Genomic DNA, 14,198 nt, shown 5'->3' on the forward strand with positions numbered 1-14,198 from the left:
TTTTGTTTTACATTAAACCACAACGTTTGAAAATTTCATCGACGTGGCGGATGTGATAGTGATAATCAAAGGCATCATCAATGTCTTCTTTGGAAAGTTTTTCGTTAATTGTTTCGCTTGCTTCCACCAATGGCTTGAACTGCTTGCTTTCATCCCAAGCAATTGCAGTAAGTGGTTGAACTGTGTCATAAGCAGCTTCTCTAGTCATTCCCGCTTCAACTAATTTCAACATCACACGTTGTGAGTAGATTAGACCATTTGTGATATTTAGATTACTTAACATTCTGTCTTCGAATACATCTAAGTCACGAACAATGTTGTTAAAACGATGCAACATATAATCAATTAAGATAGTAGAATCTGGCAAAATAACACGTTCTGCTGATGAGTGAGAGATGTCTCGTTCATGCCATAATGCGACGTTTTCCATCGCTGTCACAACGTGGCCTCTCATAACACGTGCTAACCCACAGATATTTTCTGATCCAATCGGATTTCTCTTATGTGGCATTGCTGAAGAACCTTTTTGGCCTTTAGCAAAATGTTCTTCAACTTCATGAATTTCTGAGCGTTGTAAACCACGAACTTCGGTTGCAAATTCTTCTAGACTAGTTGCAATTACACCCAAACATGCAATGTAATTTGCATGTAAATCACGAGGTAGGACTTGACTGGCAACTGATTGAGCACGAATACCTAATTTATCACACACATATTGTTCAACGTATGGATCAACATTCGCAAAAGTACCAACGGCACCGGAAATCTTACCTGCTTCAACATCCTTAGATGCAATGTTAAAACGTTCCAAGTTACGTTTCATTTCTTCATACCAACGAAGTAACTTCAAACCAAATGTAGTTGGTTCAGCTTGAACACCGTGGGTTCTACCCATGATAACAGTATCCTTGTATTTAAGTGCTTTGTTACCGATAGTTTCAATAATTTCTTCGATATCCTTTCGAATAATCGCATTGGCCTGTTTCAAACGATAACCTTGTGCAGTATCAACGATATCTGTACTGGTCATACCGAAGTGAATCCATTTACTTTCATCGCCCAAGTATCTTGAAACATCACGAGTAAATGCTACGACATCATGATGGGTAGTCTTTTCAATTTCTTCAATTTCTCTTTCATCGAATGTAGCATTCTTTTGAATCTTAGCTAAATCCTCTGCTGGAATTTCTCCTAACTTAGCCCAAGCTTCGTCAACTGCTACCTCCACAGCTAGCCATGAGGCGTATTGATTATATTTAGACCATACATTTCCCATTTCTGGTCTGGTATAACGATCAATCATCACAATCCATCCTTTCGAATATCTTGCTTTAATATTAACATACAAAATTCGTTTTTTCACTATTATATTAAAATTAATTATACTTATTGTTCGTTTTTTGTCTTTTTTCCGAACATTATTTTCTCATTTGTACAAATAGTTCTTGATTAATTTTTCCATCATGGTAAAATCTTTCGTGGAGTGTTGAAACACGCTCCTCAATACTTAATGAAATATATGAGGTGAACTTGATGTCATCAATCGTTATTATAGGTAGCCAATGGGGCGACGAAGGAAAGGGTAAAATTACCGACTTTCTAAGTCAAGATGCTGATATGATCGTAAGATATTCTGGCGGAGACAACGCCGGCCATACCATCGTTATTGACAACAAGGAATTTCACTGCCGTTTAATTCCATCTGGAATCTTTTATTCCGATAAACTAAGCATCATCGGAAACGGAGTTGTAGTTAATCCAGAAACCTTAATTTCTGAAATGGACTACTTAGAAGAAAATGGTTTTGATTATTCTGGACTACGTATCTCAAACAGAGCCCAAGTAATCATGCCATACCACATCTTGTTTGATAAATTACAAGAAGAACAAAAAGAACATAAATTAGGTACCACCCATAAGGGAATCGGACCGGCTTACATGGATAAACTAGAACGTATTGGTATTCGTATCGCCGACTTAATTGACGAACATACCTTTGCTGACAAGTTACACCAAGCATTAAACATTAAAAATAACATCTTAGAAAAACTTTACGACCAACCTGGTTTTGACTTCGATGAAATATTCACCAAGTACAACGCATACGCTAAAAAGATTGCACCATTCGTTACTGACACTTCTCTACTAATTAATGAAGCTTTAGATAACGACAAAAAAGTACTATTTGAAGGTGCACAAGGCGCAATGTTAGATATCGACCATGGAACTTATCCATACGTTACTTCATCTAACCCTACCGCCGGAAATGCGGCTACTGGTACAGGAATTGGTCCTAACCGTATCAACTCTGTTGTTGGTGTATGTAAGGCATACACCTCACGTGTTGGTGATGGTCCTTTCCCAACTGAATTATTTGATGAACGTGCTGATCGTATTCGTGAAGTTGCTCATGAATATGGTGTTGTTACTAAGCGTCCTCGCCGTATTGGTTGGCTAGATGCCGTTGTATTACAACACGCCGTTCGTACTTCTGGTATCACCCATCTATCACTTAACTGTTTAGATGTATTATCTGGTTTTGAAACCGTTCGAATCTGTACTGGATACAAATACAATGGTGAATTAATCAAATACTACCCTGCTAACCTAGACTTCTTAGACAAGTGCGAACCTGTCTTTGAAGACCTACCTGGTTGGTCAGAAGATATCACAAAGTGCAAAACTGTCGAAGAACTACCCGCCAATGCACAAAATTATCTAAACCGCGTTGCTGAACTAACTGGCGTTGAACTATGCACCTTCGCTGTCGGTCCAGACCGTGAATCTACAAACATTTTGAAAAACGTATGGGAAGATCATAAATAAAGTGAGGTCATTGTAATGAGAACTTTTGATTACCACAATGTTCAACTATTACCTGAAAAATGTATCATTAAGAGCCGTAGTGAAGCTAATACTTCAGTTCAATTCGGCCCACATAAATTCCAATTACCCGTTGTTCCCGCTAACATGGAAACAGTCATGGACGAAAACTTAGCTACTTGGATGGCTCAACATGATTACTATTATGTAATGCACAGATTCCAACCGGAACAACGTCTAGAATTTGTTCAAAGCATGCACAAGAAAGGTTTATTTGCTTCAATTAGTGTTGGTATCAAGGATGCTGAATACGACTTTATCGACGAATTAAAAGCTGCTGACGCCGTTCCTGAATACACCACTATTGATGTGGCTCATGGTCACTCAGACTTCGTTATCAAGATGATTAAATACATCAAAAAAGAAATTCCAGAAACCTTCCTAATAGTTGGTAACTTAGGTACCCCTGACGCGGTTCGTGAAATCGAAAATGCCGGTGCCGATGCCACTAAGATTGGAATTGGACCCGGTAAGGCATGTATCACTAAGTACAAGACCGGTTTCGGTACTGGTGGTTGGCAACTTTCCGCACTTAAATGGTGCTCAAAAGCTGCAACCAAACCAATGATTGCTGATGGTGGTATCCGCACTAATGGTGATCTTGCAAAATCAATTCGTTTCGGCGCTACCATGATGATGATTGGTTCAGTATTTGCTGGCCATGTTGAATCACCTGGTGAAATTGTTGAAAAGAATGGTAAGAAATTCAAGCAATACTGGGGTTCAGCTTCTGCCAAACAAAAAGGTGAACACCACAATGTTGAAGGTCGTCAATTATTAATCCCATTCAAGGGAAACATTGAAGACACTCTACTTGAAATGAAGGAAGATTTACAATCCTCAATCTCATATGCTGGTGGAAAAGACTTAATGTCACTACGTAAAGTTAACTACGTACTACTAGACAGCATTGATGAATCATAATATTAAAAAAAGGCCAACTCTTAAGAGTTGGTCTTTTTTTATTTAAAGTATTTAGCTGTTTTATCGTTTAATGTGGTAACAGAACTTAATTTAGCCCTTACCATTGTACGGTTAGGTTCGTTAGGTGTTCCACTCGCACAAGTAATCAATGTTAACGTCGGCTTCTTATATTTCTTGGTAATGAACTGTGTATCATATTGACTGATCACACTGACTGAACTGACTTCATACTTGTAGACTTTTTTACCATTGGTGATGTAAATTGCTTCACCTTCAACCACCTTGTGTAATGGACCAAACAAAATCTTTTCATTGTTCATATGATGTCCGGCAATGGCATAGTTACCCTTCCCCAATTGTTGATTAGGTTTCATAGTTCCTACACCTGACAATAGTTCTTGATTATTCAAACCATAGTATACAGGTAAATTAATTGAAACCGATGGTATGGAAATCTTTCCAATCATTGTGTGCTTATGACTAAAGATAGCCTTTGAGATAGAAGAAGCGCTCACGCTCTCAATCTTTGAAAAATCAAAGTTAGCATTTTTGCTCTTATCTTGTTGAACGATTTTTCCATTCATTTCACTATTAGTCAAATGTTGAATAACTGAATTTTCTAGAAATGGTAGGCTGACTAAGAAAATTCCAACCACAAGCAATAACACCCATGTAGCTGTATATAACTTCTTTTTCATAATGATTCCTCACTAGTTATTTTATATTTTTATCGTACCACAAAAAATCCAAATTTCGTTATATAAAGCGCAACCATTACCAATTCTTAAGTAAAAAAGACCGGTTTCCCAGTCTTTTTTACTTAGTCTTCAATTATCTTTAATTGGCCTCGGAAATCATCTAGTGATGTATATCCTTTAGCCTCCATAATGTCAGTTAATTCTCTTGTTACTCGTTCAAAAGTTCGTAGTCCTTCTTCATATAGTTGAGTACCAATTGAAACCATTTCTGCACCACACAAGATGTGGGCGAATGCATCTCGTCCATTGGTAACTCCACCGGTACCGATAATCTTAATGTCGTCGTTTAGACGTTGTCGCAACCCACGGACATTGGCTAAAGCTGTCGGTAGTACCATCGATCCTCCAACACCTCCAAAGCCACCCTTTGGTTTTAATACAACCGTTTCAGAATTGGTATCAACCCACAGACCATTTCCGACAGAGTTAATCGTATTAACGTGACTTAGTGGATACTTGTTCAATACTTCAGCAATCATGTCAAAATGAACTAGGTCAAAGTATGGTGGTAACTTAATCCCTAATGGTTTCTTATAGAAACTAAATACATCATGTAGTAAGTCATCAGCAGCTTCAAAATCATAGGCCATTTGTGGTTTGCCAATCACGTTCGGACAAGATAGGTTTAACTCGGTCAAACCTTGATAGTCATCGTCATCCTGAAGTTGGTGTAACATTTCTAAATCTTCTTGTTTTGACATCCCAGCCACTGATACAATGATTGGTTTTCTTTGGTCATGATTCTTCAAGTAATTCATATAGTAATCGAACCCTTGATTAGGTAGCCCCATTGAGTTAATAGAGCCATTTTCCATACGGTAGTAACGGGGAAGCGGATTTCCAAAACGACTCTTGGGAGTCATACTCTTGGTTACCATGGCGCCTGATACTGATTCGTTCATCAATTCATCTAGTTCCTGCTCTGTTTGGCAATGAATTCCTGACGCGTTTAAAAATAGGTTCTTTACTGACATGTTGGCGATTTGTGCTGATAAGTCTACTGACATTTGAATTCCTCCTAAAGTGCGTTGACGGTTAGTGTTTGATCTTCTAGTACTGTTAACAATGATGCGACAGTGTCTAATGCTGTGAACAAGGGGACCGCATTTTCAATCGCTGCAGCCCTGATTTGCGCTTCATCGTCGAAAGTCGCTTCCGTTGAGTCGATAGTGTTAACGACTAGTTTTAGATGTTGCTTATTTAATTCGCTGACCGGGTTATTATCATCGTCTTCTGAGAACTTGTGGATTAAGTCATTGTCTAACCCATTTTCTTGGAAAAAGCGATGCGTATTTTCAGTTGCTTTAATTTGGAACCCTAATCTTCTGAAACGATTGGCTAAATCTAGTGCTTCTTGCTTATCTTCATCACAGACAGTGAATAAGACATTCCCTGATGTTGGAATCGTAATTCCAGATGCAATGAATGATTTGTACAATGCTTTAGCGTAACTTGTATCTGAACCCATCGCTTCACCTGTGGACTTCATTTCAGGTCCTAAAGTGTTATCGACTAGTGGTAGTTTGGAGAAACTAAACACAGGTGATTTCACACTAATACGTTTAGCTGGTGTAACCACCCCTGACTTGTATCCAAGGCCTGATAGTTTTTCCCCTGCCATGACACGGGTGGCTAGGTCAGCCATTGGGACGTGAGCAACCTTTGACATGAATGGAACCGTTCTTGAAGCTCTTGGATTAACTTCGATGACATAGGCCACGTCATCCTTAATAACGAATTGAACGTTCATTAGTCCTTTTGTGTTTAATGCCTTGGCCAATTCCACCGCCGCCGTTTCAATTTGGTCTTGGACAGTTTTAGACATGATTTGTGGTGGGTATACCCCCATTGAGTCACCCGAATGAATCCCGGCTCTCTCGATATGTTCAAGAATTCCAGGAATAACAACAGTTTCACCATCTGATACGACATCAACTTCGGCTTCTGATCCTAATAAGTATTGGTCAATTAGAACGGGATGGTCGTTTGATGCATGAACCGCTTTGGTCATGTAGCGATGTAGTTCATCATCGTCGTGGACGATTTCCATCGCCTTTCCACCTAATACGTATGACGGTCTAATCATGACTGGGTAACCAATTGCATTGGCAATTTTTATGGCTTCATCGATGTTTGTAGCGGTATCACCTTGTGGTTGCGGTAGTTTTAATTGCTTGATAACTTGGTCGAAATCATGACGATCTTCGGCGCGATTAATGTCTTCTACAGTTGTTCCTAATACCTTAACCCCTGCTTCATGAAGTGGTTCCGCCAGGTTAATGGCAGTTTGACCACCGAATTGGACGATAACTCCTTTTGGTTTTTCAATATCGATAACATTTAACACATCTTCAATAGTTAGCGGTTCAAAGTATAGCTTGTCTGACATTGAGAAGTCGGTTGAAACCGTTTCTGGATTGGAATTCATAATAATGGCTTCATAGCCCAACTGTTGTAGGGTTTGCACACCGTGAACCGTAGCGTAATCGAATTCGACTCCTTGACCGATTCTAATTGGACCCGAACCTAGAACTAGGACTGACTTCTGATTAGATACTTCTGATTCACTGTGTTGGCCCCACGTGCTGTAGAAATATGGAGTTGCGGCTTTGATTTCACCAGCGGATGTATCTACCATCTTGTAAACTGGTGTAATTTGATTGTCTTTACGAATTTGACGAATTGAATTTTCGTCTGTATTCCAAATTTTAGCAATCCACTCGTCTGAAAAGCCGTAACGTTTGGCTATCTTCAACATCGGAAGTGATTGGTCAGTTGCTAACTCTGTTTCAATTTCCACAATGTGTTGAATTTTATCTAAGAAGAAGAGGTTAATCTGGGTTCTGGCATTGATTTGTTCAATGGTAGCCCCTCTCCTGATTAATTCCGCAATCATAAATAGTCGATCGTCGGTTGGTTCTCCAATTGCTTGAAGCATGTCGACAGTATCGACATTTTCATATTGGCCTGGGTCAAAGTAGCGTTGATCGATTTCCAAAGAACGAACTGACTTTAATAAAGACTCTTCGAAATTTCGACCGATTGCCATGACTTCACCAGTAGCCTTCATTTGAGTACCGAGGTGGTTATCAGCTTGTGGGAATTTATCGAATGGCCAACGTGGAATCTTAGTTACAACATAATCCAAGGCGGGTTCAAACTGAGCTAATGTGATTTGAGTTACCGGATTCTTGATTTCGTTTAAATTAATACCAACGGCAATCTTGGCTGCAATCTTAGCAATTGGATACCCAGTTGCTTTTGAAGCCAGAGCTGATGAACGTGATACACGAGGGTTAACCTCGATGATGTAGTACTTCATTGAAGTTGGACTAAGTGCCATTTGAACGTTACATCCCCCTTCAATATGGAGAGCTCTGATAATCTTCAATGCTGCGTCACGTAACATTTCATATTCACGGTCAGATAATGTTTGAACTGGTGCGGCAACGATTGAATCTCCAGTATGAACCCCGACTGGATCGACGTTCTCCATTGAGCAGACAATCATTGCATTATCGATTTGGTCTCTCATTACTTCCATTTCGATTTCCTTGTATCCGGCGATTGAACGTTCCACTAGCACTTGGCTGATTGGTGATAGGCGTAATCCATTTTCCATAATTTCTTCGAATTCTGCCATGTTATGCGCGAATCCGCCACCAGTTCCACCTAGCGTGTATGCAGGACGAATGGCTAATGGAAAGCCGATTTCTTCAGCAAAAGCAATTGCGTCTTCCATGTTTTCGACCGTCTTGGATTCAGGAACCGGTTCACCAATTTCTTCCATTAGATTTTTAAAACGAAGTCTATCTTCAGCTTCTTCGATAGCATCTAACTTAGTACCTAATAGTTCGACATTATATTCATCAAGAATGTTGCTGTCAGCTAGTTCTTTAGCCATGTTCAAGCCAGTTTGCCCACCCAAAGTTGGTAGGATTGCGTCAGGTAATTCTTGGCGGATGATTTTACTGATGAATTCCAAGGTGATTGGTTCAACGAAAATCTTATCTGCAATCGTAGTGTCGGTCATGATTGTCGCTGGATTGGAATTAATTAGGATAACTTCGTATCCCTCTTCCTTCAAAGCCAGACAAGCTTGTGATCCTGAGTAGTCAAATTCAGCAGCTTGCCCAATAATGATTGGTCCGGATCCAATTACTAAAATCTTATTAATGTCAGTTCGTTTTGCCATCTTAAATCCCCGCTTTCTGATTATCTTGCATTGCTTTTACAAAATCGTCAAAGACGTATTCCGCGTCGTGTGGTCCAGGTGATGCATCTGGATGATATTGAACCGAGAATGCTGGCCTATTCTTCAAACGCACTCCTTCAACCGTCCCATCGTTGATTTCTGTTTGAGTAATTTCTAATTCAGTTGATGGAATTGATTCTGCATCCACTGCGTATCCGTGGTTTTGTGAAGTAAAGTAAGTTTGTTGCTTCCCAGCTTCTGCAATCGCGTGGTTGAACCCACGATGGCCAAACTTCATCTTGTAGGTGTTAGCACCGTTGGCTAAGGCAAATAGTTGGTGACCCAGACAAATTCCAAGTATTGGTAATTGTTCTTCTAGTTCACGAATTACTGGTAAAACGTATTTTAATTCCTTTGGATCCCCAGGTCCGTTTGATAACAAGATTCCATCTGGATGACTTGCTAAAATTTCTTCTGCAGTGCTGGTTGATGGGAAGACCGTTACGTTTAGATTACGTTGGGCTAGCGAACGTAAGATAGAGTCTTTTAGTCCGAAATCAATTAGTGCAACACGCAAACCAGTGTTAGGTGCTTGGTATACGCTGTTAGTGGAAGCACTTTTTGCAGATGTACTTTCTAGCGGCAGGTCGAATGCTGATTGAATGGTCTCTGGTTTTAAATCATCTACAATAACAGCTTCCATTGAACCCTCGTCTCGTAATTCTTGGGTTAATGCTCTGGTATCGATTTGTGAAATTCCTGGAAGGTCCTCTAGTTCAGCATATTGAGTCAGTGTCATGTTGCTACGCCAGTTACCAACCAATCTAGCAATTTCATTTACTACAATAGCTGCAACGGATGGATGTAAACTTTCCATATCATCTCTGTTGACCCCATAATTTCCGATTAGTGGGTAGGTAAACACTAACATCTGCCCATCATAACTTGCATCGGTCATACTTTCCTGGTAACCAGTCATCCCCGTTGAGAAAACCAATTCACCATGAACTACCTTCTTGGAACCAAAGCCAATTCCTTCGTAAGTTGATCCATTCTTTAATACTAAATAACGTGATTGCATTTATTCCACGCTCCCATCTTGATATGCAATGTCGCCGTCAACTAATGTTAGTCTTGTCTTGCCATATACCTTTTTACCAATGAATGGCGAGTTCTTACCTTTTGATAAGAAGTCATTAGCATCGATTTCATATTCATCATCTAAATCCATCAAAATTAAGTCAGCTGGTTGACCCTCTTCTAACCTTCCTGCTGGCAAGTGAAAGATTTCAGCAGGATTCTTGCTCATCCATTTAACCAATGTCTTTAAGTCAACCAATCCTGAATTAACAAAGCTGGTGTACATTAAGCTGAATGCTGTTTCAATTCCGACAATTCCAAAAGCCGCGTCTCTCATCGATCCCGATTTTTCCTTTTCGCTGTGTGGAGCATGGTCAGTTGCTACCATGTCGATTGTGCCGTCCAATAGTCCGGCAATTAGTGCATGTCTATCTTCTGGACTTCTTAGTGGTGGGTTCATCTTCATCATTGGATTATCACTGTCAATCATTGAATCATCCAGTAATAAATGATGTGGTGAAACTTCGGCAGTCACGTTGATTCCACGTTGTTTAGCCATTCTAACAAGTTCCACTGATTCCTTAGTGGAGATATGAGCGACATGGTAGTGCACTCCAGTATCCTTGGCTAAAACTAGGTCTCTAGCTAGTTGTGATGATTCTGATAGTGGTGACATCCCTGGCAAGCCAAGTTCGTCGGCCTTGTCACCCGCATTCATCACCCCACCGTTAATTAACGAGTCGTCTTCAACGTGGGCAACTAGGGGTTTATTTAATTTTTGTGCTTCCTTCATTGCAAGATACATTGTTTCAGCGTTTTGAACCCCATGCCCGTCGTTGGTAAATGCAATGGCACCCATCTTGGCCATTTGTGTAAAGTCAGTTGGCTTGTATGCGATTAACTGTTTTGAGATTGCTGCATATTGGTAGGCATGTACGACACTCTCACGTCGATTTAGACTTAATTGTTCTTGTAACTCGTGTGGTGTATCCACAACTGGTTTGACGTTTGGCATCACACAGACGCTTGTAAATCCACCGTGTGCAGCGGCCTTACTTCCCGTCTCTGTGGTTTCCTTGTATGTTAGTCCAGGATCTCTAAAGTGGACGTGAACGTCTACCAGTCCGGGTAGTGCTATTGTTTTCTTTCCGTCAATCACGTGATTGAACTTGTCGCCTAGGTTATTGCCGATGGCCTTGATGTTTTTATCTTCGATAAGGATGGATTGTAATTGATTGTCTACATATACGTTTTTAATTAATGTCTTCATAATCGTCCTCCACAATTAAGTCTTTACTCTTTAGGATTGATGTTAGGATAGCCATTCTGGCAAACACCCCGTTTTGCATCTGTCGAAAAATTCTAGATTGGGGTGCTTCCACAAGAGAATCGGCAATTTCAATGTTTCGATTAACCGGTGCCGGATGCATGATAATGGCCTTTTTCTTCATCTTGTTGCCGCGTTCTACAGTTAGGCCAAAGATGTTGGCGTATTCCACGGCAGTGAAACTTTCACGGGCATCTTCATTTAATCTTTCTAGTTGCACCCTGAGCATCATCATGACATCAACTTTACCGACAATAGTGTCGATGTTTGTGAACTCACCAAATTGGTCAAAATCGCTTGGGTACCATTCATCTGGTCCAGCGAAGTATAACTTTGCTCCAAGTCGTTTTAGAATTTCAGCGTTTGACCTTGCGACTCTTGAGTGAAGTAAGTCTCCGACGATGGCAATCTTTAAGCCCTTAAACTTCTTGAATTCATCGTAGATGGTAAGTAAATCTAACAAGCTCTGTGATGGGTGTTGACCACTACCATCCCCGGCGTTTACCAATGATGTCTGAATTCTTTTATCATCGATTAGTGGTTCATACCATCCTGTCGTCTTATGTCTGATGATTATCCCATCGGTTCCAATTGCTTGTAGCGTTTTGATTGTATCTGGGAGCGTTTCACCTTTTTGCACCGAACTATTCTTTGGATCGATATTAATTGGCGTGATTCCTAACTTACGTTCAGCTATTTCAAACGATGTGTGGGTACGCGTACTGTTTTCATAAAACATGTTAGCGAAGTATACCGGACGTTTTAGTTGCACAATCTTGCCGTCTCGGCAATCAATAGATAACTTGAGTAGTTCCATGATTTCGTCATCGTCTAGCTGATTAAGGTCTAAAAAATGTGTTTGCATGTATCCATCCTCCTAAAAAAGCACCCAACTCGATGGAGTGGGTGCTTGGAATGGACTGATTGCGTAATATTCCAATGCACCCTCTCTGGAGTTGCTTAATTGAAACCAAGATAATAAAAAAGGACTTCCCTGACCGTGTCAGAAAAGTCCCTCAATGTCTGTTGTTTACACTGATGGCGTATAGTTTCTACGCATAGGCCTTGTCTGACTCTCTGGTCAATACTTAAAGGCGAATCTCTTTTTATGTTGTTTCTAATATATCACAATTATGAAATATAACAAGTCAAATTTTAAAAACATTCTTAAGATTACCAATATCTCAATCATCATGACATTTTGTTTGTATAATGACAGTAAATAAATAACTTTACAATTTGGAAGTGATTAGATGAAACCATCTCTAAGAACAAAATTTACCACAATATTTATATTAAAAATATCTTTAGTGGCGTCCTTAATAATAGTAGGTGCATTATTTGGCCATATATCACAACTGTTTAACCTTTTTTATTCTTCAATATGCGTACCGTTATTATTTCTTATCATAGTAAGAGTGAGAAATGGTGAACAGATGTTAATCATTTCTATAGATATGATTATTTTTGCTCAGCTTGCATGTCTGGGAACATTTAATTTTTTAAGCTTCTTTCATCCCAAAATATCCATTATCGATTATTACATTACATCATCTTTATCATTCGTCATTATTCTTTTATTATGTTTTTCAATCATCATAACCATATTTTATTATCGCCACACCCAAACAATCAATCCTAATCTAAATAGTTTTCGAGCTAAATACTTTTTACCTAAAGTTATTTTAGAAATGCTCAAAAATTCCTTTACGGTTATTTCCATTATATATGGTGGAATTAAAATCATGGATGATAATACTAGCTTTACCAATGCTAATATTATCTTAGCTTTTATTTATTGCATTGAACTACCACTAATTATTTTAACAATCATTTCGTGGTATGAATTAGTAAAAATTGGTGAAGAAATAACCGACAAAAAAAGACGCCCATAAAGGCGTCTTTTTGTAGATATAAATATCGATTGAATAAATCGGCTAAGATCTTAGTACCAACCGTGTTGTAACCAGAATGACTTAGCGTTATCCCATGAACCGTAACGGGCAGTAACATATTGATCAGCGACTTTTTCTTGGTTAGCAGCTGAGTAGTCACCATGTAGCATAGCAGCACCTAGTTGGTACTTACCATAGTATTGACCGTTTGAGGCAGTGTATGAACCACCTGATTCACGGTTAGCAATCCATTCTTTAGCAGAACTGCTTGAACCAGTGTAGCTTGAGCTTTGTGATTGGCTGTAATTAGTTGTGCTTTGAGTTTGAGTTTGTGCTTGTTGTTGTGGTTGTGCTGCTGATTTTTGAGTAGTAGTACTTTGAGTAGTTGTTGCTGAGGCAACAGTCTTTTGATCAGTAGATACAGTTGCACTTGAAGGTAAAGTTATCTTTTCACCTACGTAGATTAAATCTGTGTTAACACGGTTGTTAACTGCTCTAAGTGAACTTAATGAAACGTTGTATTTTTGTGATAATCCCCATAGAGTATCACCACTTTGAACAGTCACAGTCTTCTTAACTGATGCTTTAGCTTGTTGTTGTGGTTGTTGTGCAGATGCATTAGTAGTTTGATCTGCGTTGGCATTTGAGCCACCAGCTACAAATAATCCAGCTACTGCGGCAGTAGCAAATAACATTGACTTCATACTATTTAATTTAACGATAATAATTCACTCCTATAAAAATCTATAATTCTGTATTTCTGTATCGTCGAAAGTGTTAATCGATTTGATTAACTGTGATATATACTACATCGTATCCATTACATGCTCATATCATGCACGTTAAAAGATTTGGCTTTTTCGTAACATTGTCGTTACGCTGTAACAATATGACATCAAAAACGCCATATTCCCCATGGCTAAAGCTTTTTGAACGTTACATACAGCTTAAATTATTCTAAAATTGTTTCTAATCTGGCAAAAAAAGCGCTAAAAAATTTTAAAAAAAGCCTTGCAATGCTCAAATGAATCAAAAAAACGATAAAAAAAAGGCGTTGAAGGAACTGAAGTTATAATATTGAACAGATAAATAAAAGCACTTTCGATAAAATGATTATTTTAATTTGATAAAATAAC

At 39.1% G+C, this 14,198-nt stretch carries 11 protein-coding genes; 3 read left to right on the top strand and 8 right to left on the bottom strand.

The window, feature by feature from the left end; genetic code table 11:
* Window positions 1-7 precede the first annotated feature (7 nt).
* Window positions 8-1,303: an adenylosuccinate lyase gene (purB, locus tag FD688_RS04345; protein WP_138741940.1), complete on the bottom strand. Its 1,296-nt coding sequence runs from the start codon at window positions 1,301-1,303 to the stop codon at window positions 8-10.
* A gap of 230 nt (window positions 1,304-1,533) precedes the next feature.
* On the opposite strand from purB, the gene FD688_RS04350 reads away from it, so the two are divergent.
* Entirely contained in the window at window positions 1,534-2,826 is a 1,293-nt protein-coding gene (locus FD688_RS04350; protein WP_138741941.1) for an adenylosuccinate synthase, read from the top strand.
* A gap of 15 nt (window positions 2,827-2,841) precedes the next feature.
* Window positions 2,842-3,807 carry a GMP reductase gene (locus tag FD688_RS04355; protein ID WP_138741942.1) on the top strand — a complete coding sequence of 322 codons (966 nt, stop codon included), beginning with the start codon at window positions 2,842-2,844 and terminating at the stop codon, window positions 3,805-3,807.
* Between the two features lie 38 nt (window positions 3,808-3,845).
* Here FD688_RS04355 and FD688_RS04360 read toward each other — a convergent pair whose 3' ends face one another.
* From FD688_RS04360 to FD688_RS04385, 6 genes are all read right to left on the bottom strand, one after another.
* Window positions 3,846-4,505, bottom strand: a complete 660-nt coding sequence (locus tag FD688_RS04360; RefSeq protein ID WP_138741943.1) for a class A sortase — start codon at window positions 4,503-4,505, stop codon at window positions 3,846-3,848.
* Between the two features lie 122 nt (window positions 4,506-4,627).
* Complete coding sequence (locus FD688_RS04365; protein WP_138741944.1) at window positions 4,628-5,572, bottom strand: dihydroorotate oxidase; 945 nt, start codon at window positions 5,570-5,572, stop codon at window positions 4,628-4,630.
* 11 nt (window positions 5,573-5,583) lie between these two features.
* A complete protein-coding gene (carB, locus tag FD688_RS04370) occupies window positions 5,584-8,760 on the bottom strand; it encodes a carbamoyl-phosphate synthase large subunit (protein WP_138741945.1) in 3,177 nt (1,058 codons plus the stop codon).
* Window position 8,761: 1 nt separating this feature from the next.
* Window positions 8,762-9,841, bottom strand: a complete 1,080-nt coding sequence (locus tag FD688_RS04375; protein ID WP_138741946.1) for a carbamoyl phosphate synthase small subunit — start codon at window positions 9,839-9,841, stop codon at window positions 8,762-8,764.
* Complete coding sequence (locus FD688_RS04380) at window positions 9,842-11,110, bottom strand: dihydroorotase (RefSeq protein WP_138741947.1); 1,269 nt, start codon at window positions 11,108-11,110, stop codon at window positions 9,842-9,844.
* A complete protein-coding gene (locus tag FD688_RS04385; RefSeq protein ID WP_138741948.1) occupies window positions 11,094-12,032 on the bottom strand; it encodes an aspartate carbamoyltransferase catalytic subunit in 939 nt (312 codons plus the stop codon). The genes FD688_RS04380 and FD688_RS04385 overlap by 17 nt, the downstream gene beginning before the upstream one ends.
* A 388-nt stretch (window positions 12,033-12,420) precedes the next feature.
* Here FD688_RS04385 and FD688_RS04390 point away from each other — a divergent pair, with 388 nt between their 5' ends.
* Window positions 12,421-13,062 (top strand): hypothetical protein, encoded by a 642-nt coding sequence (locus tag FD688_RS04390; RefSeq protein ID WP_138741949.1) that lies wholly within the window; start codon window positions 12,421-12,423, stop codon window positions 13,060-13,062.
* A 50-nt stretch (window positions 13,063-13,112) separates the two neighbouring features.
* Here the strand turns inward: FD688_RS04390 and FD688_RS04395 are convergent, their stop codons facing one another.
* Window positions 13,113-13,766 carry a LysM peptidoglycan-binding domain-containing protein gene (locus tag FD688_RS04395; RefSeq protein WP_225426104.1) on the bottom strand — a complete coding sequence of 218 codons (654 nt, stop codon included), beginning with the start codon at window positions 13,764-13,766 and terminating at the stop codon, window positions 13,113-13,115.
* Window positions 13,767-14,198 lie beyond the last annotated feature (432 nt).

It is taken from the genome of Apilactobacillus kunkeei, from assembly GCF_005930975.1.
GTDB classification, from domain to species: domain Bacteria; phylum Bacillota; class Bacilli; order Lactobacillales; family Lactobacillaceae; genus Apilactobacillus; species Apilactobacillus kunkeei_E.

Coding starts and splice junctions, on each gene's coding strand:
- FD688_RS04355 (WP_138741942.1), top strand. CDS start 2,842: ATGAGAACTTTTGATTACCACAATGTTCAACTATTACCTGAAAAATGT.
- FD688_RS04375 (WP_138741946.1), bottom strand. CDS start 9,841: ATGCAATCACGTTATTTAGTATTAAAGAATGGATCAACTTACGAAGGA.
- carB (WP_138741945.1), bottom strand. CDS start 8,760: ATGGCAAAACGAACTGACATTAATAAGATTTTAGTAATTGGATCCGGA.
- FD688_RS04360 (WP_138741943.1), bottom strand. CDS start 4,505: ATGAAAAAGAAGTTATATACAGCTACATGGGTGTTATTGCTTGTGGTT.
- FD688_RS04380 (WP_138741947.1), bottom strand. CDS start 11,110: ATGAAGACATTAATTAAAAACGTATATGTAGACAATCAATTACAATCC.
- FD688_RS04365 (WP_138741944.1), bottom strand. CDS start 5,572: ATGTCAGTAGACTTATCAGCACAAATCGCCAACATGTCAGTAAAGAAC.
- FD688_RS04385 (WP_138741948.1), bottom strand. CDS start 12,032: ATGCAAACACATTTTTTAGACCTTAATCAGCTAGACGATGACGAAATC.
- FD688_RS04390 (WP_138741949.1), top strand. CDS start 12,421: ATGAAACCATCTCTAAGAACAAAATTTACCACAATATTTATATTAAAA.
- FD688_RS04350 (WP_138741941.1), top strand. CDS start 1,534: ATGTCATCAATCGTTATTATAGGTAGCCAATGGGGCGACGAAGGAAAG.
- purB (WP_138741940.1), bottom strand. CDS start 1,303: ATGATTGATCGTTATACCAGACCAGAAATGGGAAATGTATGGTCTAAA.
- FD688_RS04395 (WP_225426104.1), bottom strand. CDS start 13,766: ATGAAGTCAATGTTATTTGCTACTGCCGCAGTAGCTGGATTATTTGTA.